The sequence below is a fragment of the Aromatoleum bremense genome, assembly GCF_017894365.1.
Classification (GTDB): domain Bacteria; phylum Pseudomonadota; class Gammaproteobacteria; order Burkholderiales; family Rhodocyclaceae; genus Aromatoleum; species Aromatoleum bremense.
The window spans coordinates 2,571,663-2,597,039 of the sequence record NZ_CP059467.1 but is presented as its reverse complement, the minus strand read 5'-3'; the positions used below and the strand labels follow the sequence as shown (position 1 = coordinate 2,597,039).

General features: G+C 67.1%; 23 protein-coding genes and 2 pseudogenes. 11 read left to right on the top strand and 14 right to left on the bottom strand.

Annotated elements, in window-relative coordinates:
- Positions 1–34 precede the first annotated feature (34 nt).
- The 4 genes from ahcY to pbN1_RS12250 all read left to right on the top strand — a co-directional run bounded on the left by ahcY (position 35) and on the right by pbN1_RS12250 (position 3,927).
- Complete coding sequence (gene ahcY, locus pbN1_RS12265) at positions 35–1,447, top strand: adenosylhomocysteinase (RefSeq protein WP_169202547.1); 1,413 nt, start codon at positions 35–37, stop codon at positions 1,445–1,447.
- 12 nt (positions 1,448–1,459) lie between these two features.
- On the top strand, positions 1,460–2,293 hold the full coding sequence (gene metF / locus pbN1_RS12260; protein ID WP_169202546.1) for a methylenetetrahydrofolate reductase [NAD(P)H]: 834 nt from the start codon (positions 1,460–1,462) through the stop codon (positions 2,291–2,293).
- A 169-nt stretch (positions 2,294–2,462) separates the two neighbouring features.
- Entirely contained in the window at positions 2,463–3,065 is a 603-nt protein-coding gene (locus pbN1_RS12255) for a DUF1326 domain-containing protein (protein WP_169202545.1), read from the top strand.
- A gap of 79 nt (positions 3,066–3,144) precedes the next feature.
- Positions 3,145–3,927, top strand: coding sequence for a DUF2182 domain-containing protein (locus pbN1_RS12250; RefSeq protein ID WP_169202544.1), 783 nt, complete (start codon positions 3,145–3,147; stop codon positions 3,925–3,927).
- Positions 3,928–3,937: 10 nt separating this feature from the next.
- Here the strand turns inward: pbN1_RS12250 and pbN1_RS12245 are convergent, their stop codons facing one another.
- From pbN1_RS12245 to pbN1_RS12225, 5 genes are all read right to left on the bottom strand, one after another.
- Positions 3,938–4,234: a hypothetical protein gene (locus pbN1_RS12245; RefSeq protein WP_169202543.1), complete on the bottom strand. Its 297-nt coding sequence runs from the start codon at positions 4,232–4,234 to the stop codon at positions 3,938–3,940.
- A 104-nt stretch (positions 4,235–4,338) separates the two neighbouring features.
- Positions 4,339–5,865, bottom strand: a complete 1,527-nt coding sequence (locus tag pbN1_RS12240) for a helicase HerA-like domain-containing protein (RefSeq protein WP_169202542.1) — start codon at positions 5,863–5,865, stop codon at positions 4,339–4,341.
- Positions 5,866–5,941: 76 nt separating this feature from the next.
- Entirely contained in the window at positions 5,942–7,150 is a 1,209-nt protein-coding gene (locus pbN1_RS12235) for a 3-oxoadipyl-CoA thiolase (protein WP_169202541.1), read from the bottom strand.
- Between the two features lie 26 nt (positions 7,151–7,176).
- Positions 7,177–8,697 carry a 3-hydroxyacyl-CoA dehydrogenase gene (locus pbN1_RS12230; RefSeq protein WP_169202540.1) on the bottom strand — a complete coding sequence of 507 codons (1,521 nt, stop codon included), beginning with the start codon at positions 8,695–8,697 and terminating at the stop codon, positions 7,177–7,179.
- A 3-nt stretch (positions 8,698–8,700) separates the two neighbouring features.
- Positions 8,701–9,471: an enoyl-CoA hydratase gene (locus tag pbN1_RS12225; RefSeq protein ID WP_169202539.1), complete on the bottom strand. Its 771-nt coding sequence runs from the start codon at positions 9,469–9,471 to the stop codon at positions 8,701–8,703.
- Between the two features lie 241 nt (positions 9,472–9,712).
- Here pbN1_RS12225 and pbN1_RS12220 point away from each other — a divergent pair, with 241 nt between their 5' ends.
- From pbN1_RS12220 to pbN1_RS12200, 5 genes are all read left to right on the top strand, one after another.
- Complete coding sequence (locus pbN1_RS12220) at positions 9,713–10,516, top strand: IclR family transcriptional regulator (RefSeq protein ID WP_169202538.1); 804 nt, start codon at positions 9,713–9,715, stop codon at positions 10,514–10,516.
- 77 nt (positions 10,517–10,593) lie between these two features.
- Positions 10,594–12,246 carry an electron transfer flavoprotein-ubiquinone oxidoreductase gene (locus pbN1_RS12215; RefSeq protein WP_169202537.1) on the top strand — a complete coding sequence of 551 codons (1,653 nt, stop codon included), beginning with the start codon at positions 10,594–10,596 and terminating at the stop codon, positions 12,244–12,246.
- 94 nt (positions 12,247–12,340) lie between these two features.
- Positions 12,341–12,955, top strand: a complete 615-nt coding sequence (locus pbN1_RS12210; protein WP_210147482.1) for a phenylacetic acid degradation protein PaaY — start codon at positions 12,341–12,343, stop codon at positions 12,953–12,955.
- Between the two features lie 71 nt (positions 12,956–13,026).
- Entirely contained in the window at positions 13,027–13,260 is a 234-nt protein-coding gene (locus pbN1_RS12205) for a ParD-like family protein (RefSeq protein WP_169202536.1), read from the top strand.
- Positions 13,257–13,541, top strand: coding sequence for a type II toxin-antitoxin system RelE/ParE family toxin (locus tag pbN1_RS12200; RefSeq protein ID WP_169202535.1), 285 nt, complete (start codon positions 13,257–13,259; stop codon positions 13,539–13,541). Before pbN1_RS12205 ends, pbN1_RS12200 begins: the two co-directional genes overlap by 4 nt.
- 232 nt (positions 13,542–13,773) lie before the next feature.
- Here the strand turns inward: pbN1_RS12200 and pbN1_RS12195 are convergent, their stop codons facing one another.
- The 5 genes and pseudogenes from pbN1_RS12195 to pbN1_RS12175 form a co-directional block, all read right to left on the bottom strand.
- The gene (locus pbN1_RS12195; RefSeq protein WP_169202534.1) at positions 13,774–14,928 is read right to left on the bottom strand and encodes an acyl-CoA dehydrogenase family protein; all 1,155 of its coding nucleotides are present in this window, start codon (positions 14,926–14,928) and stop codon (positions 13,774–13,776) included.
- Between the two features lie 116 nt (positions 14,929–15,044).
- Positions 15,045–15,827 (bottom strand): 2-ketocyclohexanecarboxyl-CoA hydrolase, encoded by a 783-nt coding sequence (gene badI / locus pbN1_RS12190; RefSeq protein ID WP_169202533.1) that lies wholly within the window; start codon positions 15,825–15,827, stop codon positions 15,045–15,047.
- Positions 15,828–15,871: 44 nt separating this feature from the next.
- Positions 15,872–16,636 (bottom strand): 2-hydroxycyclohexanecarboxyl-CoA dehydrogenase, encoded by a 765-nt coding sequence (badH, locus tag pbN1_RS12185; protein WP_211161450.1) that lies wholly within the window; start codon positions 16,634–16,636, stop codon positions 15,872–15,874.
- A pseudogene (locus tag pbN1_RS12180) lies at positions 16,611–17,579 on the bottom strand (IS110-like element ISAzo28 family transposase); the annotation flags it as partial. The pseudogene pbN1_RS12180 and the gene badH, both read right to left, overlap by 26 nt.
- Positions 17,580–17,880: 301 nt before the next feature.
- Entirely contained in the window at positions 17,881–18,600 is a 720-nt protein-coding gene (locus pbN1_RS12175; RefSeq protein ID WP_169202532.1) for a transglycosylase SLT domain-containing protein, read from the bottom strand.
- A gap of 584 nt (positions 18,601–19,184) precedes the next feature.
- On the opposite strand from pbN1_RS12175, the gene pbN1_RS12170 reads away from it, so the two are divergent.
- Both pbN1_RS12170 and pbN1_RS12165 read left to right on the top strand, forming a co-directional pair.
- The gene (locus tag pbN1_RS12170) at positions 19,185–19,334 is read left to right on the top strand and encodes a hypothetical protein (protein WP_169202513.1); all 150 of its coding nucleotides are present in this window, start codon (positions 19,185–19,187) and stop codon (positions 19,332–19,334) included.
- A 90-nt stretch (positions 19,335–19,424) separates the two neighbouring features.
- Entirely contained in the window at positions 19,425–20,585 is a 1,161-nt protein-coding gene (locus tag pbN1_RS12165; protein ID WP_169202531.1) for a mechanosensitive ion channel family protein, read from the top strand.
- Between the two features lie 68 nt (positions 20,586–20,653).
- On the opposite strand, the gene pbN1_RS20960 is transcribed toward pbN1_RS12165, so the two are convergent.
- The 4 genes and pseudogenes from pbN1_RS20960 to pbN1_RS12150 form a co-directional block, all read right to left on the bottom strand.
- Positions 20,654–20,866 (bottom strand): acyl carrier protein phosphodiesterase, encoded by a 213-nt coding sequence (locus tag pbN1_RS20960; RefSeq protein WP_280516152.1) that lies wholly within the window; start codon positions 20,864–20,866, stop codon positions 20,654–20,656.
- Positions 20,866–21,237, bottom strand: a pseudogene (locus pbN1_RS21155) (acyl carrier protein phosphodiesterase); the annotation flags it as partial. The gene pbN1_RS20960 and the pseudogene pbN1_RS21155, both read right to left, overlap by 1 nt.
- Positions 21,238–21,249: 12 nt before the next feature.
- A complete protein-coding gene (locus tag pbN1_RS12155; protein ID WP_169202530.1) occupies positions 21,250–22,128 on the bottom strand; it encodes a LysR substrate-binding domain-containing protein in 879 nt (292 codons plus the stop codon).
- A gap of 282 nt (positions 22,129–22,410) precedes the next feature.
- Positions 22,411–25,332, bottom strand: a complete 2,922-nt coding sequence (locus pbN1_RS12150; protein WP_169202529.1) for an EAL domain-containing protein — start codon at positions 25,330–25,332, stop codon at positions 22,411–22,413.
- Positions 25,333–25,377: the final 45 nt, after the last annotated feature.

Sequence of the window (25,377 nt, the reverse complement as noted above, 5' to 3'; positions counted from 1 at the left end):
CACCCCTTCCCGGCCACACGTTCAAGGAACTCACATGAACTCTGTGGCTGAAAACTTCACTGATTACGTCGTCGCCGACCTCGCGCTCGCCGGCTGGGGCCGCAAGGAAATCCGCATCGCCGAGACCGAGATGCCCGGCCTGATGGCGATCCGCGAGGAGTTCGCTGTCGTGCAGCCGCTCAAGGGTGCACGCATCACCGGGTCGCTGCACATGACGATCCAGACCGCGGTGCTGATCGAGACGCTGACTGCGCTCGGCGCCGAAGTGCGCTGGGCGTCGTGCAACATCTTCTCGACGCAGGACCACGCCGCGGCCGCGATCGCCGCGTCCGGTGTGCCGGTGTTCGCGGTCAAGGGCGAGTCGCTCGCCGACTACTGGGATTACACGCACCGGATCTTCGAGTGGCGGGACGGCGGCTACTCGAACATGATCCTCGACGACGGCGGTGACGCGACGCTGCTGCTGCACTTGGGCGCCCGCGCCGAGAAGGACGCTTCGGTGCTCGCGAAGCCCGGTTCGGAAGAGGAGCGCGTGCTGTTCGCCGCGATCCGCGCGAAGCTCGCGAGCGATCCGACGTGGTACTCGGTGCGGCTTGCCGCGATCCGGGGCGTCACCGAGGAGACGACGACCGGCGTGCATCGCCTGTACCAGATGCACGAGCGCGGCGAGCTGCGGTTCCCGGCGATCAACGTCAACGATTCGGTGACGAAGTCGAAGTTCGACAACCTGTACGGCTGCCGCGAGTCGCTCGTCGACGGCATCAAGCGCGCGACCGACGTGATGGTCGCCGGCAAAGTCGCGGTGGTGTGCGGCTACGGCGACGTCGGCAAGGGCTCGGCGCAGGCGCTGCGCGCGCTGTCGGCCCAAGTGTGGGTCACCGAGATCGACCCGATCTGCGCGCTGCAGGCGGCGATGGAAGGCTACCGCGTCGTGACGATGGACTACGCCGCCGAACATGCCGACATCTTCGTCACCTGCACCGGCAACTACCACGTGATCACGCACGACCACATGGCGAGGATGAAGGACCAGGCGATCGTCTGCAACATCGGCCACTTCGACAACGAGATCGACGTCGCGTCGATCGAAGGTTACGAGTGGGAAGAGATCAAGCCGCAGGTCGATCACGTCATCTTCCCGGACGGAAAACGGATCATCCTGCTCGCGAAGGGCCGCCTCGTTAACCTCGGCTGCGCGACCGGCCACCCGAGCTACGTGATGTCCTCCTCGTTCGCGAACCAGACGATCGCGCAGATCGAGCTCTTCACGCGCACCGCGGACTACCCGGTGGGCGTCTATACGCTGCCGAAGCACCTCGACGAGAAAGTCGCGCGGCTGCAGCTGCAGAAGCTCAACGCGCAGCTCACCGAGCTGCGCCCGGACCAGGCGGCCTACATCGGCGTGCCGGTCGAAGGGCCGTACAAGTCGGCCCACTACCGCTACTGATCGGGGCGCATCATGCACAGACCCGAACTTTCGATCGAATTCTTCCCGCCGCAGACGCCCGACGGCGTCGACAAGCTCGCCGCGACGCGCGCGAAACTCGCGCGCCTCAAGCCGGCGTTCTTTTCGGTGACCTACGGCGCGGGCGGCTCGACGCGCGAACGCACGTTCGCGACCGTCAGGGAAATCGCCGCCGACGGCTTCGAGGCCGCGCCGCACCTGTCGTGCATCGGCTCGACGCGCGAAGGCATCCGCGAGATCCTCGCCGACTACGCCGCCGCCGGCATCCGCCGCATCGTCGCGTTGCGCGGCGACCTGCCGTCTGGCGTCGGCGACGCGGGAGAGTTCCGCTACGCCAGCGAGCTGGTGGAATTCATCCGCACGGAGACCGGCGACCGCTTCCGCATCGAGGTCGCGGCCTATCCCGAATGGCACCCGCAGGCCAAAAGTCCGCGCGACGACCTGCTCGCGTTCAAGCGCAAGGCCGAGGCCGGCGCCGATTCGGCGATCACGCAGTACTTCTACAACTTCGACGCATACCTCCACTTCGTCAGTGAAGTCCGCGCGATGGGCCTCGACATCCCGATCGTCCCCGGCATCATGCCGATCGGCAGCTTCTCGAAGCTCGCGCGCTTCTCCGACGCGTGCGGCGCCGAGATCCCGCGCTGGATGCGCAAGAAGTTCGAAGCCTACGGCGACGACGCGGAGTCGATCCGCGCGTTCGGTCTCGACGTCGTCACCGAGCTGTGCGAACGCCTGCTCGCCGCCGGAGCGCCGGGCCTGCACTTCTACAGCATGAACCAGGCGAGCCTGACGACGGCGATCTGCGAGCGGCTGAAGCTGGCCTGAAGCGCGTATTGACAGGGTCAGGGCCGCGGCTATAACGGGATTGGGTGAGAGGAGAGCGCTTCTTACCCCCCAACGGGCGCGGCCCCTGCCCCCGCCGACCCTCATTCTGATCGACGAGAGCGTTGCACATGCCCACATCGCGATGCATGCACGAGCAAGGAGAATCGTCATGGCATATCAGATCGAAGGGCGGATGCTCGAAGTGTGCACCTGCAAGGCCGTCTGCCCGTGCTGGATCGGCGACGACCCGGATGGCGGAACCTGCGACGGCACCCTAGCCTGGCATATCGACAAGGGCGACGTCGCGGGTACCGACGTTTCCGGTCTCACTTTCGGCATGCTCGCGCACATCCCCGGCAATGTGCTGAAGGGCAACTGGCGCGCCCTCGCGTTCGTCGACGAAAACGCGAGCCCGGCACAGGAGGAGGCCTTGCTGTCGGTGTTCACCGGCAAGCTCGGCGGGCCGATTGCCGACCTCGCGCAACTGGTCGGCGAGGTCGTCGCCGTCGAACGCGTCAAAATCCAGTTCGACGTCACGGAAGGCTCGGGGCGGCTGCGCATCGGCGACAAGGTCGAAGCGGATCTCGAGGTCGCGCGCGGCGCAGACAACCGGCCGACGGTGCTGAGCGACACGATCTTCTCAACGATCCCCGGCTCGCCGACCTACGTCGGGCGGGCGCCGAAGTACTGGGCCAAAGCTGATGCGCTCGGCATCAACGTCGATCTTCAGGGACACAACTCGGCGCAGGGCAGCTTCCGCTTCGCAGGCTGAGTCCGCCGGCGTGCCGCCTGTCCCCGATGCGAATCAACCTCCGGCGGACGGCACGGGGCCGATCCGCGGAGCATCGCTGATGGAACCGATCTCCCGCCGCGGCGCGTTCAATGCCGCGTTCGCCGTGCTGATCATCCTGGCATGGCTCGCGTTGTGGCTGTGGGAGCGCTCGCCTTATGGGCGCTACCTGAACCACGCCGAACTCGGCGGTCTCGTGCACGACGCGGCGTGGTCGTCCGTGCTGCTGCAGTCGTCGGTATATGTCACCGGCTGGCTGCTGATGACGACGGCGATGATGCTCCCGACGACGCTGCCGCTGCTCGACGCGTTCCGCCGCATGACCGCCCGGCGCACCGACGCGGGGCAGCTCGTCGCCCTCGTCGTCGCCGGCTATCTCGCCGTATGGCTCGCTTTCGGCCTCGCAGCGCACCTGTTCGACCTCAGGCTGCACGCGCTGCTCGAGCGCGTCGCGTGGCTGCAGGCGAACCCTTGGGTGTTCGGCGCCGGACCGCTCGCCGTCGCCGGCGCCTTCCAGTTCTCGACGCTGAAATACCGCTGCCTCGAACGCTGTCGTGCGCCCGTCGGGTTCGTGATCCAGCATTGGCGCGGCGGCAACCCGGTCGTGCAGTCGCTGGCGATCGGAGCGCACCACGGAGTGTTCTGCGTCGGCTGCTGCTGGGCGCTGATGCTGCTGATGTTCGCGGTCGGCACCGGAAGCATCGGCTGGATGCTCGCGCTCGCCGCGATCATGGCGATCGAGAAGAACGTCGCATGGGGTCGGCGGCTATCGACCCCGCTCGGCCTCGCACTGCTGCTGTGGGCGGCGGCGATCGCGCTCGATCACGCGTGGAGCTGGCAATAGCCGCGACCGCTCAGCCGATGCCGTGCCGTCGCATCCAGCGATGAAAATCCTCGCGCCCCGCCGCGCTGCGCAGCCGACCCAAGTGCAGCGCCATGTTCTCGACCATGGTGTGCGCGGCGATCGCCGCCATCACTTCCAGCCGCGCTTCGATACTGAGGCCGTGCTCGGCGAGCTTGCGGTCGAGCTCGCAGAAGTGGTTCGCCATCAGGCTGCGCGCTTCATGCTCGTCGAGGGCAAGGCCACCCAGATCAACCCGGTCTTCGGCCTCGATCTCGGCAATCAATGATTCAACGGATTGTGGCGTCATCGCGGACCTCCAGCTGACAATGGGTGGCGATTGGACCCGCGCCACCCGTCATCAGTGCCCGCCGACCCGCCACCCGCCCGCTGCGGGACTGGCGCACGCGGATATCAGCGCTTGCGGCTGCTTCCGCCGAACAGCGAGCCGAGCAGGCCGCGCACGATCTGCCGCCCAACCGAACTGCCGATCGTGCGCGCGACGGTCTTCGCCGCGATATCGACGAGACCGTCGCGCTGGCCGCCGCGCGGGCCGGTCGAGCCGAACAGGATGTCGCCCATTCCGCCCATCAGGCCGCCCGGCCCCGAACCTTCCGCCGGGCCGGACCCGGAAGCCTGCGCTGCATCCGCCGCGGTCGCGGCAGCCGCCTGCGCCCGCAGCATTTCGTACGCGGATTCACGGTCGAGCAGCTTCTCGTAATGGCCGTACAGCACCGAGCCGCGGATCGCCTGGCTGCGCTCGTCGGCCGTCAGCGCGCCGAGCCGCGACGCGGGCGCGATGACCGAAGCGCGTTCGACGATTTCGGGACGGCCTTTTTCATCGAGGAAGGACACCAGCGCTTCGCCGACGCCCAGCTCAGTGATGGCCGTTGCGGCGTCGAACGTCGGGTTCGCGCGCATCGTCTCGGCCGCGGTCTTGACGGCTTTCTGGTCGCGCGGCGTGAAAGCGCGCAACGCGTGCTGGACGCGGTTGCCGAGCTGGCCGAGCACGGACTCGGGCACGTCGAGCGGGTTCTGGGTGACGAAATACACGCCGACGCCTTTCGAGCGGATCAGCCGCACGACCTGCTCGACCTTGTCGACGAGGGCCTTCGGCGCGTCGTCGAACAGCAGGTGCGCCTCGTCGAAGAAGAACACCAGCTTCGGCCGGTCGAGGTCGCCGACTTCGGGCAGCTGCTCGAAAAGCTCCGCGAGCATCCACAGCAGGAAAGTCGAATACAGCGCCGGCGAGTGGTACAGCTTGTCGGCGGCGAGCACGTTGATGACGCCGCGGCCCTCGGCGTCGGTCTGCATCAGATCGGCCAGATCGAGCATCGGCTCGCCGAAGAACCGGTCGCCGCCCTGCTCCTCAAGCGCCAGCAGGCCGCGTTGGATCGCGCCGATCGACGCCGCCGAGACGTTGCCGTATTCGGTCGTGAAGGCTTTCGCGTTGTCGCCGACGTGGCGGACCATCGCGCGCAGGTCCTTGAGATCGAGCAGCAGCAGGCCGTTGTCGTCGGCGATGCGGAACACCAGTTGCAGCACGCCGGACTGCGTGTCGTTGAGGTTCAGCAGGCGCGCGAGCAGCAGCGGCCCCATGTCGGACACCGTCGCGCGCACCGGGTGGCCGGACTCGCCGAACACGTCCCAGAACACGACGGTGTTGGCGCGCGGCATGTAGTCGGTGATGCCGATCGCGGCGAGCCGCTGCAGCAGCTTGTCGCTCGCGACGCCGGGCGCCCCGATGCCGGACAGGTCGCCCTTGATGTCGGCAACGAACACCGGCACGCCGATGCTCGCGAAGGATTCGGCCATTTTCTGCAGCGTCACCGTCTTGCCGGTCCCGGTCGCGCCGGCGATCAGGCCGTGCCGGTTGGCGAGCCGTGGCAGCAGGTTGATGTCCTTGTTCCCGGTCCGGGCGATCAAGAGCGGCTCGACCATGGCGAAATCCTTGATGGATGAATTCGCCCGAGTTTAGCAGGATGCCGGGGCGCGGGCCCCCGGCATCCTGCGGCGATCACGCCGGAACGCGTTCGATGACCAGCGCAATGCCGTGGCCGACGCCGATGCACAGGCTGACGACTGCGTAACGCCCGCCGCGGCGCTCGAGTTCGCGCGCGGCCGACAGCGCGATCCGCGCGCCGGACGCGCCGAGCGGATGGCCGATCGCGATCGCGCCGCCGTTCGGATTGACGCGCGGATCGTCGAACGCGACGTCGAGCAGCTTCAGGCAGCCGAGCACCTGCGGCGCGAACGCCTCGTTGATCTCGATGACGTCCATGTCCTTGAGCGTCAGCCCGGCGCGCGCGAGCGCCTTCGGGATCGCGTAGGCCGGTCCGACGCCCATGATGCGAGGCTCGACGCCGGCGACCGCGCCGCCGAGGATGCGCGCCATCGGCGCCGCGCCCGCCCGCTCGCCGACTGCGCGGCTCCCGACGATCAGCGCGGCCGCGCCGTCGTTGATGCCCGACGCGTTGCCGGCGGTGACGACGCCGTCGGCGAACAGCGGCTTCAGTTTCGCGAGCGCGTCGTACGTCGATTCGGGCCGCGGATGCTCGTCCTCGGCGACGACCAGCGGCGGTGTCTTGCGCCCGGTCGGCACCGAGATCGGAAGGATCTCGCCGGCATAGAAGCCGGCTTCTTTCGCTGCAGCGTATTTCGCCTGCGACGCGGCGGCGAAGCGATCCGCTGCGTCTCGCGTGATGCCGAACTCGGCGGCGACGTTGTCGCCGGTCTCCGGCATGCTGTCGTTGCCGTACTGCTCGACGAGGCGCGGATTCGGGAAGCGCGCCCCGATCGTCGTGTCGAACACCTTGAAATCGCGGCTGTACGCGGATTCGGCCTTCGCGACGACGAAAGGCGCGCGGCTCATGCTTTCGACGCCGCCGGCGAGGTAGAGATCGCCTTCGCCGCAGGTCACCGCGCGCGCGCTGTCAAGCACGGCGGCGAGGCCGCTGCCGCACAGGCGGTTGATCGTCTGGCCGGCAACCGTGGTCGGCAGGCCGGCGAGCAGCGCCGCATGGCGTGCGACGTTGCGCGAATCCTCCCCGGCCTGGGCAGCGCAGCCGAGGATCACGTCCTCAACGTCGGCGCCCTGGAACGGCGAGCGGGCGAGCACTTCGCGGATCACGGTCGCGACGAGGTCGTCGGGGCGAACCGCGGCGAGCTTGCCGGCGTGGCGGCCGATCGGGGAGCGCAGACCAGCGTAAATGTAAGCGTCGAGCATCAATAGTCCTTGTAGGGAGAGCAGGTTCAGTTTTCGGGAGTCAGCAGCGACACGCCAAGACGCGCGCGCCGGATCAGCCACGGACTCGGGCGGTAGCGCGGGTCGTGGTAGAAATCGTGGAGCCGCTCGAGGATCGTCAGCACCGTGGCGGCGCCGAGTGCGTCGCCCATCGCGAGCGGGCCTTTCGGGTAGCCGAGGCCGAGCCGGACTGCGCAGTCGATGTCGTCGGGGGTGGCGATGCGCTGCTGGGCGATGTCGCAGCCGATATTGACGATCATCGCGACGACGCGCTGCGCGACGAAGCCCGGGCTGTCGTGGATCACCGAAACCACGGTGTCTTCGCCTGCGAGCGCGGCCCACGCGGCGTCGCGCGCCGCGGACGTCGTCAGCGGGTTCGTCATCAGCGTCAGGTGGCCGTCGAGAAACAGCGGATCGAGCGCGAGCGTGCGCGACGGGTCGAGCCCTTCGGCGAGCGCGGTCGTCGTGGTATCAAAGCCGACCGGCAGCACGAGGCACACCGAGCTGTCGCCCGGCCGCTCGCCGTAATCGATCGGGATGCCGCGCCCGGCGAGCAGCGTCAGCACGCGGGCGTGCCGCACCGGATCGCTCGGGCTGACCCAGATCGGCGTCTGCGTCAGGGCGGGCACCGCCGGCGTCGCGACCGGCTCGGCCTGGCCGTTCGTATACGTATAGAAGCCGCGCCCGCTCTTGCGCCCGAGCAGCCCTGCGGCGAGGCGCGTGCGCGTCAGCGGCGACGGACGGAAACGCGGCTCCTGGTAGTACTGCGCGTAGATCGACTCCATGACCGGATGCGAAACATCGAGCCCGGTGAGGTCGAGGAGTTCGCACGGCCCCATGCGAAAACCCGCCGCATCGCGCAGGATCGCATCGACCGCCGGGACTTCGGCGATGCCTTCGCCGAGGACGCGCAGCGCTTCGGTCAGATAGCCGCGCCCGGCGTGATTGACGATGAATCCCGGCGTGTCCTTCGCGCGCACCGGGGTGTGGCCCATGCGGCGCGCGAGCACCGTCAGCGCCTCGCCGGCCCACGGCGCGGTCAAGGCGCCGTCGATGACTTCGACGATCTTCATCAGCGGCACGGGGCTGAAGAAATGGAAGCCGGCGACGCGTTCGGGTACGCGGCAGCCGGCGGCGATCGATGTCACCGACAGCGACGACGTGTTCGTCGCGAGCAGACACGCGTCGGGGACGATCGTTTCGAGGTCGCGGAACAGCTGGCGCTTGGCGTCGAGATCCTCGACGATTGCCTCGATCACGATCTCGCAGTCGGCGAGATCCTGCAGCGTATCGGCGATGTGCAGCCGCGCCACCGCGGCCTGCGCGTCATCGGCGCTGAGCTTGCCCTTCTCGGCGAGCTTCGCGAGCATCTGCGCGACCGCGTCGCACGCTTCGGCCGCGGCGCGCGGGCGGCTGTCGAAAAGCCGCACCTGCACGCCGCCCTGCACCGCGATCTGCGCGATACCGCGGCCCATCAGGCCGGTGCCGACGACTCCGAGAGTCAGGTTCTGGCGTGTCGCATCGAGCATGATTCACCTTCCTTCAAAGTTGGCTTTCCGTTTCTCGAGAAAGGCCTGCATGCCTTCCTTCTGGTCCCGGCTCGCGAACAGCAATTGGAATGCCTTGCGCTCGAGCATCAGCGCCGTCTCGAGCGAGGCGTCCTGGCCCGCGATCAGCACTTCCTTGATCTGCGCGATCGCCAGCGGCGGCAGCGCGGCGATCTGCGCGGCAAGCTCGAGAGCATGCGCCTGTACGTCCGCGTCCGCGACGACTTCGCTCGCCAGGCCCATCTCCAGCGCGTCGCGCGCACTGACCGGCTGGCCAGTGAGGACCATCTTCATCGCCTTGAACTTGCCGACCGCGCGGGTGAGACGCTGCGTGCCGCCGGCACCCGGCATGATGCCGACCTTCACTTCCGGCTGGCAGAACGACGCGGATTCGCCGGCGACGATGATGTCGGCGTGCATCGCGAGCTCGCAGCCGCCGCCCCATGCGTAGCCGGTGACCGCGGCGATCACCGGCTTGGGGCAGCTCGCGATCGCCTGCCACAGCCGATGGGTATGGCGCAGCATCATGTCGATCGCCCCGGCATCGGCCATCGCGCGAATGTCGGCCCCCGCCGCAAAGAACTTGTCGCCGCCGGTGAGCACGATGCAGCGCACGTCCGGATCCTGCCCGAACGCGGTGAAATGCGTGGCGAGCTGCTGCCGGACTTCCTGGTTCAGCGCATTGCGGGCGTCGGGCCGGTTCAGGCGCAGCAGCACGATGCCCGGCCCCGGGCGCTCGATGAGGACTTCGTCCATGGCTTTCCCTTTTGTTTCGCTCTGCGAACGGTGAGTTTGCACAACGCGATAAAATGAACGATACGATCTTTACCTCCCTCTGTAAATACTGCGGCGAAGGAGGATATTGGCCGCGTCAGCTATCTGTTTCGCTGTGCGAATCATGGTGCCGCATTTGAATTGACACGTGCGAATTCGCCGTGCCACCATGCCGGCGAAAACGAAACTGAAAACCGCTACGCGGAACCCTGGGACTTTTCTTATGGATGACGACATCCAGGTATTTGCCGACGACGAGGAAAGCAAGGACCGCCAGTTCGTCAACGCGCTCGCGCGCGGCCTTGAGTTGCTGCGCTGCTTCCGCCCCGGCGATACCGAACTGAGCAACGCCGAACTGGCGCGCCGCACCGGTCTGCCGAAACCGACCGTATCAAGGCTCACCCACACGCTGACCAAGCTCGGCTACCTCGGTTTTTCCGAGAGCCGCGGCACCTACCGTCTCGCCGCCGGTGTGCTCGCACTCGGCTACGCGCTGCTGTCGAACCTCGACGTGCGCAAGGTCGCGCGGCCGTACATGGAAGAGCTGTCCGAGTACGCGCAGGTGTCGGTGTCGATCGGCGCGCGCGACCGCCTGAGCGTCGTCTATATCGAGAGCTGCCGCAGCAGCGCGAACGTCACGCTGCGCCTGGACGTCGGCTCGCGCATCCCGCTCGCGACCTCCGCGGTCGGGCGCGCGCTGCTGTGCGGCCTGCCGCAGGGCGAGCGCGACTACCTGATGGATCACATCCGCCTGCGCGACGAGGAAAACTGGCCGCGCGTCAAAGCCGGCATCGAGCAGGCGCTGCGCGACTACCACGAGCGCGGTTTCGTCGTGTCCGCCGGCGACTGGCAGAAGGACGTACACGCGGTCGGCGTGCCGATGACCGGCGTCGACGGCGAGCGCGCGATGGCATTCAACTGCGGCGGCCCGGCTTTCCTGCTGTCGCGCGAGCGGCTCATCGACGAGGTCGGCCCGCGTCTCGTCGAGCTCGTGCGCAAGGTGGAAGCCGATCTCGGCCGCGCCTGAAGCCACCCGGAATTGAGTCGTTCCGCCGCGCTCGCAGCGGCGGAACGCAACGAAATGCAGCCTGTGGAGATGAAAAGATGAGTCGTGAAGCAATGGAATTCGACGTCGTGATCGTCGGCGGCGGCCCGGCCGGGCTGTCTGCGGCGATCCGCCTGAAGCAGCTCGCCGCGGATGCCGGCAGCGAGCTGTCGATCTGCGTCATCGAGAAGGGCTCGGAAGTCGGCGCGCACATCCTGTCGGGCGCGGTGATGGACCCGCGCGCGCTCGCCGAGCTCTTCCCCGACTGGCAGGCGCTCGGCGCGCCGCTGAAAGCCGCGGTCACCGAAGACCGCTTCCTGCTGCTCAGTGACACTGGCGGCCGGCAGCTGCCGAACGCGCTGCTGCCCGACTGTTTCCAGAACCACGGCAATTACATCGTCAGCCTTGGCAACGTGTGCCGCTGGCTCGCGACGCAGGCCGAAGCGCTGGGCGTCGACGTCTATGCCGGCTTCGCCGGGGCCGAAATCCTGTACGACGCCGAAGACCGCGTGACAGGCGTCGCGACCGGCGACATGGGGCGCCTGAAGGACGGCTCGGAAGGTCCGAACTTCCAGCCGGGCATGGAGCTGCAGGCGAAATACACGCTGTTCGCCGAAGGCTGCCGCGGCCACCTCGGCAAGCAGCTCGAGGCGAAGTTCGACCTGCGCCGCGACTGTGATCCGCAGACCTACGGCATCGGCATCAAGGAGCTGTGGGAACTCAAGCCCGAACGGCACCGCCAGGGCCTCGTGATCCACACCGGCGGCTGGCCGCTCGAGCCGGACACCTACGGCGGCGGCTTCCTGTACCACATGGAAGACAACCTGGTGTCGGTCGGCTTCGTCGTCGGCCTCGGCTACCGCAACCCGCACCTGTCGCCGTTCGACGAGATGCAGCGGCTCAAGACCCACCCGCTGCTGAAGGACTTCTTCGCCGGCGCGCGGCGCGTCGCCTACGGTGCGCGCGCGATCGCGGCCGGCGGCCTGCAGTCGATGCCGAAGCTGGTGTTCCCGGGCGGCGCGCTGATCGGCGACGACGCGGGCTTCCTCAACGCGAGCCGCATCAAGGGTTCGCACTGTGCGATCAAGTCCGGCTCGCTCGCCGCGGAAGCCTGTTTCGCCGCGCTCGCCGCGGGCCGCGCACACGACGAGCTCGCCACCTACCCCGAAGCGTTCCGCGCCAGCTGGCTGTACGAGGAACTGCACAAGGCGCGCAACTTCAAGCCGTGGATGAGCAAGGGCCTGAAGACCGGCTCATTGATGTTCGGCATCGACCAGATCGTGCTGCGCGGGCGCGCGCCGTGGACGCTGAAGAACAGCGCCGACCACGACAAGCTGCGGCCCGCGGCCGAAAGTGCGCCGATCGCCTATCCGAAGCCCGACGGCGTGCTGACGTTCGACCGCTTGTCGTCGGTGTTCATCTCGAACACGAACCACGAGGAAGACCAGCCCTGCCACCTGACGCTCGGCGATGCGGCAGTGCCGATCGACGTGAATCTCGCGCAGTTCGACGCGCCGGAGCAACGCTACTGCCCGGCCGGCGTCTACGAGATCGTGCGCGACGCGGGCGCCTCATCTGCCAACAGCGCGCGCCTGCAGATCAATGCGCAGAACTGCCTGCACTGCAAGACCTGCGACATCAAGGACCCGACGCAGAACATCACGTGGGTCGTGCCGCAGGGCGGCGAAGGGCCGACCTACCCGAACATGTGAGCGCGAACCGGCGCGGCCCGCGGCGCGTGTCGTGAAGCCGCCGCGCCACCCCGACCCATTTCGCCCGCACGAGCGCGGGCAGCAAGGAGACATCATGAAACCGCCCCGCGTCTATGCCATCGACGGCGTCGTGCCGGTCGTCGACCCGAGCGCCTACGTCCATCCCACCGCGGTGCTGATCGGCGACGTCATCGTCGGCCCCGGCTGCTACGTCGGCCCGTGCGCGAGCCTGCGCGGCGACTTCGGCCGGCTGATCCTGATGGCCGGCGTCAACGTGCAGGACACCTGCGTCATCCACAGCTTTCCGGACCACGACACGGTGATCAACGAGAACGGCCACATCGGCCACGGCGCGGTGCTGCACTGCTGCACGATCGGCCGCAACGCGCTCGTCGGCATGAACGCCGTCGTCATGGACAACGCGGTCGTCGGCGAGAACGCGTTCGTCGCCGCGTGCAGCTTCGTCAAGGCCGGCATGCAGGTGCCGCCGGCCACCCTCGTCGCCGGCACGCCGGCGAAAGTCGTCCGCCCGCTGACCGAACAGGAGATGGCGTGGAAGGTCCAGGGCACCGGCATCTACCAGAACCTCACCCGCCGCTGCCTCGCGACGATGGTCGAGACCGACGCGCTCGCGGCGGTCGAGGCCGACCGCAAGCGCATCGTGATGCCGGAAATCGTCCCGCTGAGCGAGCAGAAACAGCGCTCGTGACGGTAACCAGCTCGACATGGGGGCAGGCCTAAGCTACGATTGATTTGCCACAATTGTAGTAACAGCCTGCCATGTCCGCCACCACCTCGATTCGAATTGACCAGACCCTCTACAACCAGGCGAAGGTTGATGCCGCCGCCGAGCATCGCACCATTGCCGGCCAGATTGAGTTCTGGGCGAAGGTTGGCCGGGCTGCCCTGGACAACCCCGACTTGCCGGTCAGCTTTGTCGCCGAGGCCTTGGTCTCGATGGCGGAGCCCCGTGAGGACGCCACCCCGTTCGTGCCACGAAGCCGGCAGCAGTGAGTGATTACGGAGTCGTCCAGACACGCCGGTTTGGTCGCCAGTACAAGAAGCTCCACGACAACATCGCGGCCGACGTCGACCAAGCCGTGGCAGGGGTGGCCGCCGACCCGAACAGCGGGGAACGCAAGAAGGGCGACCTCGCGGACTTGCGGGTCGTGAAGTTCCGCAGCCAGGGCCAGCTCTACCTTCTCGGCTATACCGTCGCTGACCAGGTGCGCCTGGTCTATCTCGAAGCTGTTGGGCCGCACGAGAACTTCTATCGCGACTTGAAGGGAAAATGACCCCGCGAGGATGGCTGAAATAGTCGGAGTGGAGTTGAACTCCAACTCCGAAAGCCTTGCTTGCCAGGGCGGGAAGGAACAGGAAATATCGGCGTCGAGAAATGCTTGCGCCGAGTCGTACATTTTCACATCGAGTGCAATCGAACTGAGCAACCAGTTCAGGGAATACCGGACCGACTCGTCGTCGACGACGAACGCCACATCGGCGGCCGCGATTTCAGTCGGGGTTTCGTCAGCCCGCCTGCGCGCGGATCATGTTGCGGGCGATCACGAGCTGCTGGATCTGCGTCGTGCCTTCGAAGATGCGGAACAGGCGCACGTCGCGGTAGAAGCGCTCGATGCCGTATTCGGCCAGATACCCGGCGCCGCCGAAGATCTGCACCGCACGATCGGCGACACGGCCGCACATCTCCGATGCGAAGAGTTTCGCGCACGCGGCCTCGGTGCCGACGTCGAGCCCGTCGTCGCGGCGCCGTGCGGCGTCGATCACCATGCTGCGCGCGGCATAGATCTCGGCCTTGCTGTCGGCGAGCATCGCCTGGATCAGCTGGAACTCGGCGATCGGCTTGCCGAACTGCTTGCGTTCCATCGCGTAGCGCAGCGCATCGTCGAGCATGCGTTCCGCGACGCCGACGCACACTGCGGCGATATTGATGCGGCCCTTGTCGAGCACCTTCATCGCGGTCTTGAAGCCCACTTCCTCGCGCCCGCCGATCAGGTTCGCGGCCGGCACGCGGCAGTCCTCGAAGATCACGTCGCAGATGTGCGCACCCTTCTGGCCCATCTTCCTGTCGATCGGCCCGAGCGCGAGCCCCGGCGTGCCCTGCTCGACGATGAAGGCCGAGATGCCGTGCGCGCCGCGCGAGTCCGGTGTCGTGCGCGCCATCACCGTGAAGATGCCCGCTTCCGGTGCATTCGTGATGTAGCGCTTGGTGCCGTTGAGCACGTAGCAGTCGCCGTCGCGGCGCGCGCTGGTGCGCAGGCTGGCGGCGTCCGAGCCGCTGTCCGGCTCGGTCAGCGCGAACGAGCCGATGATCTCGCCGGACGCGAGCTTCGGCAGGTAATGGCTTTTTTGCTCGAGCGTGCCGTCGATGACGATGCCCTGCGCGCCGATGCCGTTGTTGGTCGCGAACAGCGAACGGAAGCACGGCGAAGTCTTGCCGATCTCGAAGGTCGCGAGGACTTCTTCTTCCATCGTCAGCCCCATGCCGCCGTACTCCTCGGGAATCGACAGGCCGAAGAGGCCGAGTTCCTTCATCTCGTCGACGAGTTCCTGCGGAATCTGGTCGGTTTCGGCGACGTGGGCTTCCTGTGGCACGAGGCGCTCGCGCACGAAGCGCGAGATCGTGTCGAGCAGAATGTTCAGAGTCTCCTGATCGCGGATCATGTCCTGTTCCCTCTCCGGTCGTGATGGTGCGTTGTGGTTTTCAGGGTGGTGCTGCGAGACGCCGCCGCCGGCGATCGTGACCAACAGGGACGGCGGCGCCTGCGCCAAGACAAGGCTTACTTGACGTGCTTGCGGAACTCCGGCTTCCTCTTCTCGCGGAACGCGTTGCCGCCTTCGGCCGATTCGGCCGTCTCGTAGTACAGCTTCAGCGCATGCATCGCGAGGCCACCCATGCCGCGGATCATCTCGGTGTCGACGTTGAACGACTTCTTCGCCAGCGCGATCGCGGTCGGGCTCTTCTCGACGATCTCGTCGCACCACTTCTTCACTTCGGCGTCGAGCTGGTCGTGCGGCACGACGGCGTTGACGAGGCCCATCGCGAGCGCTTCCTGCGCAGTGTAGCGGCGGCACAGATACCAGATCTCGCGCGCCTTCTTCTCGCCGACGACGCGCGCGAGCAGCGCGGTGCCGAAGCCGGGGTCGACCGAGCCGACGCGCGGGCCGGCCTGGCCGAGTTGAGCGCGGTCGGAAGCGATCGCCAGATCGCAGATCGTCACGAGCACGTTGCCGCCGCCGATCGCGAAACCGTTCACGCGCGCGATCACCGGCTTCGCGATGTCGCGGATCGCGCTCTGCACTTCCTCGATCGGCAGGCCGATGACGCCGCGACCGCCGTAGCCGCCGTCCTGCGTGCCCTGGTCGCCACCGGTGCAGAACGCCTTGTCGCCGGCGCCAGTCAGCACGACGACGCCGATCTGGCGGTCGTAGTCCGCGTCCTTCAGCGCGTGGATCATCTCCTCGCAGGTCTGCGCGCGGAACGCGTTGTACTGCGCGGGCCGGTCGATCGTAATCGTCGCGATGCCGTCTTCCTTCGTGTACAGAATGTCCTGGTATTCCATTTTGATTTCCTCTGAATGTTCGATTGGGGATCGCGAGTCCGCGCTCAGCCGGCCATCATCAGGCCGCCCGACACGCTCAGCACCTGGCCGGTGATGAAGGACGCGTCGTCGCTCGACAGGAACAGAATCGCGCCGGGCAGGTCGTCGGGTTGGCCGAGGCGCCCGAACGGCACCGCGCGCGTGAAGGCGGTGCGCAGCTTCTCGCCGCGCTCGCCTTCGCCGCAGATGTCGTCGAGCAGCGGCGCGTCGGTCGGGCCGGGGCACACGACGTTGACGCTGATCTGCTGGCGGGCAAGTTCGCGCGCCATCGTCTTCGAGAACGCGATCAGACCGCCCTTGCAGAACGAATACACCGCCTCGCCCGAGGAGCCGCCGCGGCCGGCGTCGGACGCGATGTTGACGAGGCGGCCCGAGCCGCGCTCGACCATGCCCTTGGCGACGGCGTGGTGCATGTACAGCGCGCCGTACAGGTTGATCGCGACGATCTTGTCCCAGCCAGCGTTATTGACCAGCACGTCGGTCGGGCCGAGCGCCTGCTCGGCGGCCGTCACCGCGGTGATCACCGAATCCTGGTTCGTCAGATCGACCGCGAACGCCTGGGCGTTACCACCTTTCGCACGGATATCCGCAGCGACCGTTTCGGCCGCTTCGCGGTTGATATCGAACACTGCGACTTTCGCGCCTTCTTCGCCGAAGCGGCGGCAGATTGCCGAACCGATGCCGCCTGCACCGCCGGTGACGATCGCGACTTTGTCCTTGATTCCTAGGATGAAACCCAGTCTTTTAAACGGGCACGACGCTCGCGGCATAACCGATCTGTTGAAGCCTTCGGATCAGTCGGTTGGCGGTCTTGTGAGCATCGGCACGATCGAAGTGTGCGGCGCCCAGGTCCTGCCATTCGGTGCCGTCTCGCAGCATGTGCCAGGCGGCGGTGAGCATCGAGGCGACCACGCCGATGATGGCCTTCTTGGCACCGCGGCGAGCGCGCAGGCGATGGAACTGCGCCTGCAGGTAGCTGCCCTTGACCTTGATGGCGGCCCAGGCCGCTTGTACCAGCGTGGTCTTGAGCCAGTTGGCACCGCGACGCAACCGGGTGCTGCGGCGTTTGCCGGCGCTCTCGTCGTTACGCGGGCACAGGCAGGCCCAGGACAGCAAATGGCCGGGCGTGGCGAAGCGCGACATGTCGATGCCGATTTCGGCCACCACCACGTGGGCGCTGACCGCGCTCAAACCCGGCATCGTGCTCAGCAGCGCGGCCGCCTGTCGAAAGGGTTCGAGCCCCTGGCCGACCTCCTTCTCGATGGCGGCAATGGCGTGATCGAGCGCATCGATGTGCGTGAGGTGCAGCTTGAGCATGAAACGGTGGTGCGGGCTGACGTGGCCGCGCAGGGCTTCGAGCAGCTCGGTGCGAGTCGCCTTCACGCGCGTGCTCACGCACGCGAGCAGGCGGTGGGGATCGTTCTGCCCCGCGATGATGGCCTGCAGCACCGCGCGCCCGCTCTGGCCGAGTATGTCGCTGAGCACGACGCCGAGTTTGAGATTGGCGTCTTCGAGCACTTTCTCGATGCGCTGGATGTGCGCACTGCGCTCGCGCACGAACTGTTTGCGGGTGCGGGTGAGCGAACGCAGTTCCTGCACCGCCACGGGCGGCACGAAGCTCGTGCGGATCAGGCCATGGGCCAGCAGGTCGGCCAGCCACGTCGCGTCATTGACGTCGGTCTTGCGCCCGGGCACGTTCTTGACGTGTGCCGCTATTTAACGCCCGTTTCATGCGTCGTGGGACGCGTGCAGCGCGGTGGAGCAACTGACATGGCGAAACAGCCGCATGGCGCTGAACCGAGCAATCCCCATCGCCTACTTCGACCGGCTCGGCGTGCCGCGGCTCTCATAACCTCAACTGCTCGAACCGCCCGGTGCGGACCCGCATGCCGGGTGGTGTGGGAGGGGAACGGTCAGGACTCCTGACCGCCCCTATCCCGATTTTCAGCCGCCTGAATTCCGCGTATCCCCGCGCAAGGAAAATCCGTGCCGCCGCGAGGCGTGCCGCCAGGCGTCAGACGTCGGTGCCCGTACCCCGGCCGGCTGCGACGACGAGACGCCGCTTCATCGCCAGCACCTTGTTGGCGTATCGCGCCTGCGGATCGCTGCGCGCGCCGCCGTAGTACTGCAGCGCAGCCTGCAGGCTGCCGAAACGGCGCAAGCCTTCGGCGAGCACCTGCGTTCCGACGCGCACGTTCAACTGCGGATCGAAAAGCGGATTTTTTCGGTCGACGTCGCCGATCTTGTCCATGTGAAAGCGCGGGATCACCTGCATCAGGCCCTGCGCGCCCATGCTGCTCACCGCAACCGGATTGAAGCTCGACTCAATCGCCACCATCGCGACGATCAGCAGGGGATCGATGCCGGAGGTCCGCCCGTGATGCTCCGCGGCTACAAGCACCGGCTCGAGCATCGTCGTCGGCACTTTGTAGCGCCTCGCGACGTAGTCCCGTACCCGCCTCATCTCGGATGAAAGTACCCCCTCGGCGATCGCGTTGCGCTGGGCCGGCAGCATCGCGGGAGTTGGCAGAACGACGGCAGCGACCTCGACTGCCGCTTCATTGCCAGGCAACACGCCGATGTCGACAAACGTGACGGGCTCATGCTTCAGATAGGCGCTGCCGAGCCATCCTGCTGCGAGCATCCCCGCCGCCACCAGCGAAGCCTGGGCAAAATGAACAACGACGTTGGCAGTAGTGCGCTTGCGCCCGTCGCTAGGAGTTGCGTGGACCATGGTTCCTCCGTGCTGTGATCAGGCACATCGATGTCCCGCCGTGGGCCGAAAATCGGCGTAACGGAGCCCCGGGTATTGCGTCGGGCTGGGAACCGGCCGCGGACGGAATGTCGCGACAGGCTATCGAGGTACTCGGTCTTCAGTGGTCGTTCAGGCAAGCCGACGCAACTTGACGACGTGCCCCCGCGGTGCGCGCGGCCATGCTTGTCTGCGCCATGTGGGAAGGGAAATCCCGGCGCCGCACCTAACCAGATCAATCGAATCAGAATGTTGCTGCCAGCTGCTGCAACGCAACAACGGTTGCAATGTATTTACAGGAAGGTTTTCTGTCAACGCGCGCGGTGCAAGATCGGGGCCTGTTCCACCCGATTTCGGGCCCAAAGCGCGGCACAGCGCGGGATTGCCAATTGTGAGGAAATGTTGTTTTTGCGCCAAAATGCGCCTTGCCGCTTGACCGGATGTTTTTTCCCCGAGCTAAGCCTGGTGGATTCAGTTGCCTCGTGCACACCGGCCTATATATTTGGCCAAAACTACTTTTCAACATACACTCTTTCGTCCCTCGAACAGCCTGAGGAGACGAATCGATGTGTGGAATCGCCGGAGAAATCCGTTTCGACACCAAGGAAGTCGACGCTTCCGCGGTTGGCCGCATAGCCGAGACCTTGCGCCCCCGCGGCCCCGACGCGAGCGGAGCCTTCCAGCAGGGCCGCATCGCCTTCGCTCACCGACGCTGAAAATCATCGACCCCAGCGAGCGGCTTCCCCCGGCGAAATGCAGACGCCGGACCGGCACGAACACCTTCCCGCCCCTCCCGACGAGTAATCATGTTCCGCGAACTGATCAACGACAACACGCTCCAGGACTGGAGCTACGCGCTGCTCGCCGTCATCGGCAGCATGCTGGTCCTGCACACGGTGCGCCGGGTGCTGCTCGCGCGCCTGACCGCGGTCGCGCCTACAACTGACAATGGCATCGACGATTTCCTCGTCGAACTCCTTTCGGTGACCCGGATCCTGCTCGGCGCCGCGATCGGCCTCTATGTCGCGACGCGCTTCCTGACGCTGCCCGAAGCGCTCACGACCGTCGTCAACCGCCTCTTCGTCAGCCTGCTCCTGCTGCAGGCGGGCTTCTGGGCGAACCGCGGCTTCGATCTCTGGCTGCGGCGCCGTTTCAGCGTTACCGAGCCGGGCGACCCAGGCGCGCGCGCGATGACGCGCTCGCTGCTCACGTTCATCGGCCGCGTCGTACTGTGGGCGCTGGTGCTGCTGCTGATCCTCGACAATCTCGGGCTCGACGTCACCGCACTGATCGCGAGCCTCGGCATCGGCGGCATCGCGGTCGCGCTCGCGGTGCAGAACATCCTCGGCGACCTCTTCGCGTCGCTGTCGATCGCGGTCGACCAGCCTTTCGTGATCGGCGACTTCATCATCGTCGACGATCTCATGGGCACCGTCGAGCACGTCGGCCTCAAGACGACCCGCGTACGCAGTCTCAGCGGCGAGCAGATCATCTTCTCGAACAACGATCTGCTGAAGAGCCGCATCCGCAACTACAAGCGCATGCAGGAGCGGCGCATCGCGTTCCCGATCGGCGTCACCTACGACACGCCGGCCGACCGGCTCGAAGTCATTCCAGGCCTGATCCGTCAGGCAATCGAGGCCCAGCAAGAGGTGCGCTTCGACCGCGCGCATTTCAAGGGCTTCGGCGCGTCGTCACTCGACTTCGAAGCGGTCTACTACGTCCTCAAGGCCGATTTCCTCGTCTATATGGACGTCCAGCAGGGCATCAACCTGCACCTCGTGCGCGCCTTCGCCGAGCGCGATATCGAGTTCGCGTTCCCGACGCAGACGCTGCATGTCGACGGCCGCCTGCAAGTCGAAGGCGGTTTGCAGGCGGCCGAGCCCGACAGGGGAAAACCCGAGGAGCGGCGGCTGTCGCCGGCGTCGGAAGCGCTGCAATCCTCGGCGAAAGCAGGCACACGATAGCGGTTTTCCGCGCTGCTCGACGGAGCGGTTTTCGCCGCGAGCGGCGGGACAAAACAGTGAGGCACCTGTTACCGCTGCGCGCGGCAGCTTTCAGCGTAGCGCTGCGCGTCCGCGATGAACTCGAAGAAATCCGCCTCGAAGCCGGCATAGTCCGACTGCAGTTCGGCGCCGCTGCCCGCAAGCGTGTTTGCGCGCCGCAGGCGCAGCGCGATCCGATCTGCGCCTGCGCTGTCGCAGGCGCAGATCGATACGACGTGAGCCAGTCCGCTTCGCGCATGCACGGCAGGATATCAAGCAGACGCGGCGGCAGCAGCGCGGCATGCTCGTCCATTAGCCGGTACATCTGCGCAGCGAAGTCCTCGAGCGGAATGTCGTGGAACTCGTCCCAGTGGCGGGCGAGGAAGTGGTCGTAAAACATGTCGACAATCACGCCGCCGACGCGGCGCCGCCCCGGTGACACGCGCGAGCGGCTGCGGATGAAAGCCGGCTGCGCGTCGGCGAAGACGTCGATCTGCCGATGCAGCCGTACCCCGGCGGCGACATCCGGCGGCAGGCCGGCGGGCAACGGCCCCTTGACGAAGTCGCCAATCAGGCCGCCGAGCCGGTCCGCCGGCGAATCACCGGACAGATAGGCATGCGCAAGGAAGTTCATCGTCGGACAGGTTTATGCAAAGATGCCGGCGAGCCAGGCGATGAAATCCCGCACCACCGCCCGCTTGTGCTGCGCCGGCGTCGCCACGGCGTAATACGTGAAGGGCGCCGGCGCGGTCACGCCGAACAGCGGCACCAGCCGGCCGGTGTCGACCCACGCTGCCGACAGCCTGCGGGTGCCGACGGCGGCGCCGAGGCCTGCCGCGGCGACCTCGAACAGCATGCCCAGATCGTTGAACACGGCGCCGCGCTCGGGCTCCGGCCAGTCGAGCCCGGCCGCGGCGAAACACGGCCGCCACGGCAGCAGGGGCGAGCGCAGCAGTTCGGCGCGGCCGAGATCGGCGATGCCGCGCAGCGCGCGCGCCGCCACCCACGACGGCGCGGCGAGCGGCATGACGACGTCGTCGAACAGCTTGCACACGGTGCGCTCCGGATAATCGCCACGCCCCCAGCGCACCTCGACGTCCGCGGTCTCGGCCGTGACGTCCTGCAGCGGGATCGACAGATGCATCTCGACTTCGACTTCCGGGTGTGAGCGCAGGTATTCGGGCAGGCGCGCCATCAGCAATTGCCGCGCGAAAGTCGGTGGCAGCGACACGCGCAGCCGTTCGCGCTCGGGCTGCAGCACGGCGCCCGCCTGCGCGAGCTTGTCGAATGCCTCGCGCACGCTCTCGAGATACAGCCGCCCCACCGTAGTCGGGCGCACCCCGGCCGGCGTGCGTTCGAACAACGGCGTGCCGAGCATCGCTTCGAGCTGGCGGATGCGGTGGCTGACGGCGCTCGGCGTCACGCACAGCTCGTCGGCCGCCGGCGCGAAACCGCCGAGCCGCGCCGCGGCTTCGAAAGCGGCCAGCGCATGCATCGGCGGGACGCGGCGCACGACGCTGCTCATCGTCCACCGTCCCCGGCAAGTCGTGCGACCGCATCAGGGCAAAAACGGTCGACCGGATGGTCATCGAGATCGGGGTCGGGGGCGGGGGCGGACACCAATGGCACCAGTCTTGAGCAAAGCCCTTGTGGATCATCGACGGGGACGTGCACACGGAACACGCGAACGCCAGTATCGGCGCTGCGGAGGGTGCGGCGGAGCTCGATTGTACCGTTCAATCCCTGGCGTTTGGGCGCATCGGACAGCGCGCGGAGCCGGGATCCCCATCCGCCTTCTGGTTGACCGCTACGACAGCACTGTGCACCCGCTCGCCTGAGCCGGACTGGCGAGACGGCGGCCGCTGCGCAACAATGCGGCAAGCTCGTCCGCCGGCAGGGGCTTGCTGAAATAGTAACCCTGCATTTCGTCGCAATGGTGGCGCTCCAGGAAGGTGAGCTGCTCTGCAGTTTCGACTCCTTCGGCAACGACCTTCAGCCCCATCCTGTGGGCGAGGGTAATCACGGAGCTTGAAATCGCTGCTGCTGCGGGTTTGATGAGTAGATCCATGACAAAGCTCCGGTCGATCTTGAGCTGATCGATGGGGAATTCGCACAGATAACTCAGACTGGAGTAGCCGGTACCGAAATCGTCGATAGCCAGCTGAAGGCCGAGCTGCTTGAGGCGGGTTAGCGTGAGATTGGCTTGACGGGGGTCCTCCATCAGTGCGCTTTCGGTGAGTTCCAGTTCGAGCAGGGCGGGGTCCAGCTCGCTGCGGGCCAGCACATCGGCAACGATTTCGACCAGATCGGGCTGATGCAGCTGGGCGGCGGACAGATTGACGGCGACGATGATGACCGGCAGGCCGGCGTCCTGCCAGGCCTTGTTCTGACGACAAGCCTCGCCCAGCGCCCAGGCGCCGAGCTGCTGGATCAGGCCGCTTTCCTCCGCGATCGGGATGAAGCGGGCCGGCGAGATGTATTCGCGGCTGACCGGGTGGCGCCAGCGCGCGAGAGCTTCGACGGCGACGACGCGCCCCGTCGCCAGATCGACCTTGGGCTGGTAGTGGAGCTCCAGCGCGTTGGCGGCGAGGGAAAGGCGCAGCGCGCTTTCCATCGACATGCGCTCGCGGGTTTCGCGGTCGAGCTCTTCGCTGAACACGCAATACTTCAGACCCTGCGCTTCGGCATGGTGCAGCGCGATCGTCGCCTTGTGCAGCAGCGCTTCGAAGGTGTCGCCGTCGTCCGACAACAGACTCACGCCCGCTGCCGCCGACGGCTGCAGCTTTTCGCCCTTGACCACGGCCGGCGTGCGGACGATGTCGATGATGCGCTCGAGCAGGGCCTGCACTTCACGCGCCTGCCCGAGCCCGGTGAGCATCAGGATGAATTCGGTGCCCTCCTGGCGCGAGACGGCGTCCTGCTCACGAATGCACTGGCGCAGGCGGCGGGCAACGATCCTGAGCAGATCATCGCCCGCCTTGCGGCCCAGGCTGTCGTTGATCTGCTTGAAGCGGCCGAGCCCCAGCGATACCAGCGCGATCCACGAACCGTCATTGCGTGCTTGCGCGGCGGCTTGCGCAAACCGTTCCCGCAGCAGGTTCTGGTTTGGCAATTCGGTGAGTTCATCGTAGCTGGCGAGAAAGGCGAGCCGATTCTTGAGTTCCCTGTGCTCGCTGACGTCATGCTGCACGCCGATGAAATTCGTCAGCGCGCCGTTGTCGTCGGCGACCGGACTGACGTGGACTGCTGCCCAGTACAGGTTGCCATCCTTGCACCGGTTGATGAGCTCGCCCTCCCAGACCCGGCCTTTGCGGATCGTCTCCCACATGTCCCGGTACTGCTCAGGGGAGTTCAACCCGGAGCGCCAGAATCCCGCCTTGCGCCCCAGTGCTTCGCTGTTCGAGTAGCCCGTCAGCGCAGAGAAGCGCGGATTGGTGTATCTGATGATGCCCTGCTCGTCGGTGACGGTCACGGCGCTCGCGCTGCGCTCGACGACGGTGTTGAGCTTGCGCAGCTCGCGGGCGTCGGCATCGCGCTGGCGGATGTCGTCGAGCAGGGCCTGGCGCATCTGCTCGAAAGCGCGTGCGAGGTGGCCGAATTCGTCGTCGCGGCCGGCCGCCAGCGGCTGCGCGAGGTCCCCGCCCGAGATGCGCCGGACGGCGACCTCGAGGGTTTTCAGCGGTTCGAGCACGCGCCGCCACAGCGTGCGCACGGCCAGCGCGAACAGCGCGGTCAGGATGACGACGATGAGCGCGAGCAGCCCCAGCGTGTTTCGCGCACTCTGGCGCAGGCGCTCGATGTCGCGCGCGGACTGCGCCGCGATGGCATCTGCCAGCCCGGTGGCGGCGTCGATGCCGCGGCTCGCTTCGCGGTACCACTGCTCCGCGCTCAGCGGATACGCGAGCCCTTCGACGCCGTTCTGGTACACGCCGGCGCGCACCGCCTCATAGTGCAGCAGCTCCTGCCTGAACCCCTCCCGCGCCCGCCCCAGCGCGGGGCTCGCCGGCAGGTGTTCGACGATGGCCTCGGCACGGCGCCGGGCATGGGTGGACACCGCGCGATAGGCCCCGAGCAGGCTCTGGTCCGCTTCGCCGAGCGGCGCCCCGTGTGCGATGGCGACGCCGAGCAGCGCGCGCTCGCGCCCGAGATGTTCGGCCAGCGTGAACAGCAGATCCTTGATCACGGGCAGCGAGGCATAGGTGTAGAGGTTGTCGCGCAGCGGCAACATGCCGACCGCGATCAGGCTTTCGAGGTTCCCGATCGCGCGGGTCGTCAGGGCCACCCAGGGTTCGGCAGCGTCGGGCGCGCCGGCGCTGCCTTGCAGCTGCGCGTCGAGCTCTGTGCGCCGGCGCTCGATCTGGCTGCGGTCCTGCCGCACCCGCGCCAGCGCCGCGACGATCGGGTGCTGCGGCGCGCGCCGCGCAAGCTCGTCGGCGAGCGCGGTGAGCTGCGCGTGAGCGTCGTCGACCGCGGCCCGCCGCTGCCGCAGCTCGACCTGCAGCCTTCCGCCGGCATCGGCCGGGCGGGCCAGCATCACCGCCGTGAGGCCGCGCTCCATCGCCAGCTGGGCGCCGGCGCGCTGGGCAGCGTCACTCAGGCGCGCCGTCAGGTCGATCCATTCGGCGGCCGCCGCCTTGTCGCGGCTGTCGGCCAGCTGCCACAGGCCGGCGATCGCCGACAGCACGGCGAAGGCGCCGAGCAGCATGAAGAACGTGCGTCTGAGGGTCATGTCATCGATCCGGTGCGGCATGCAAGGGCAAGCGTCGAATTTTCT

Excerpts from the sequence above, each read along its gene's own strand:
- ahcY (WP_169202547.1), top strand. The coding sequence starts at position 35 with ATGAACTCTGTGGCTGAAAACTTCACTGATTACGTCGTCGCCGACCTC.
- pbN1_RS12220 (WP_169202538.1), top strand. The coding sequence starts at position 9,713 with ATGGATGACGACATCCAGGTATTTGCCGACGACGAGGAAAGCAAGGAC.
- badI (WP_169202533.1), bottom strand. The coding sequence starts at position 15,827 with ATGGAATACCAGGACATTCTGTACACGAAGGAAGACGGCATCGCGACG.
- badH (WP_211161450.1), bottom strand. The coding sequence starts at position 16,636 with ATGCCGCGAGCGTCGTGCCCGTTTAAAAGACTGGGTTTCATCCTAGGA.
- pbN1_RS12235 (WP_169202541.1), bottom strand. The coding sequence starts at position 7,150 with ATGCTCGACGCTTACATTTACGCTGGTCTGCGCTCCCCGATCGGCCGC.
- pbN1_RS12205 (WP_169202536.1), top strand. The coding sequence starts at position 13,027 with ATGTCCGCCACCACCTCGATTCGAATTGACCAGACCCTCTACAACCAG.
- pbN1_RS12155 (WP_169202530.1), bottom strand. The coding sequence starts at position 22,128 with ATGAGCAGCGTCGTGCGCCGCGTCCCGCCGATGCATGCGCTGGCCGCT.
- pbN1_RS12215 (WP_169202537.1), top strand. The coding sequence starts at position 10,594 with ATGAGTCGTGAAGCAATGGAATTCGACGTCGTGATCGTCGGCGGCGGC.
- pbN1_RS12230 (WP_169202540.1), bottom strand. The coding sequence starts at position 8,697 with ATGCTCGATGCGACACGCCAGAACCTGACTCTCGGAGTCGTCGGCACC.
- pbN1_RS12195 (WP_169202534.1), bottom strand. The coding sequence starts at position 14,928 with ATGATCCGCGATCAGGAGACTCTGAACATTCTGCTCGACACGATCTCG.
- pbN1_RS12170 (WP_169202513.1), top strand. The coding sequence starts at position 19,185 with ATGTGTGGAATCGCCGGAGAAATCCGTTTCGACACCAAGGAAGTCGAC.
- pbN1_RS12175 (WP_169202532.1), bottom strand. The coding sequence starts at position 18,600 with ATGGTCCACGCAACTCCTAGCGACGGGCGCAAGCGCACTACTGCCAAC.
- pbN1_RS12150 (WP_169202529.1), bottom strand. The coding sequence starts at position 25,332 with ATGACCCTCAGACGCACGTTCTTCATGCTGCTCGGCGCCTTCGCCGTG.
- pbN1_RS12225 (WP_169202539.1), bottom strand. The coding sequence starts at position 9,471 with ATGGACGAAGTCCTCATCGAGCGCCCGGGGCCGGGCATCGTGCTGCTG.
- pbN1_RS12210 (WP_210147482.1), top strand. The coding sequence starts at position 12,341 with ATGAAACCGCCCCGCGTCTATGCCATCGACGGCGTCGTGCCGGTCGTC.
- pbN1_RS12165 (WP_169202531.1), top strand. The coding sequence starts at position 19,425 with ATGTTCCGCGAACTGATCAACGACAACACGCTCCAGGACTGGAGCTAC.
- pbN1_RS12245 (WP_169202543.1), bottom strand. The coding sequence starts at position 4,234 with ATGACGCCACAATCCGTTGAATCATTGATTGCCGAGATCGAGGCCGAA.
- pbN1_RS12255 (WP_169202545.1), top strand. The coding sequence starts at position 2,463 with ATGGCATATCAGATCGAAGGGCGGATGCTCGAAGTGTGCACCTGCAAG.
- pbN1_RS12250 (WP_169202544.1), top strand. The coding sequence starts at position 3,145 with ATGGAACCGATCTCCCGCCGCGGCGCGTTCAATGCCGCGTTCGCCGTG.
- pbN1_RS12240 (WP_169202542.1), bottom strand. The coding sequence starts at position 5,865 with ATGGTCGAGCCGCTCTTGATCGCCCGGACCGGGAACAAGGACATCAAC.
- metF (WP_169202546.1), top strand. The coding sequence starts at position 1,460 with ATGCACAGACCCGAACTTTCGATCGAATTCTTCCCGCCGCAGACGCCC.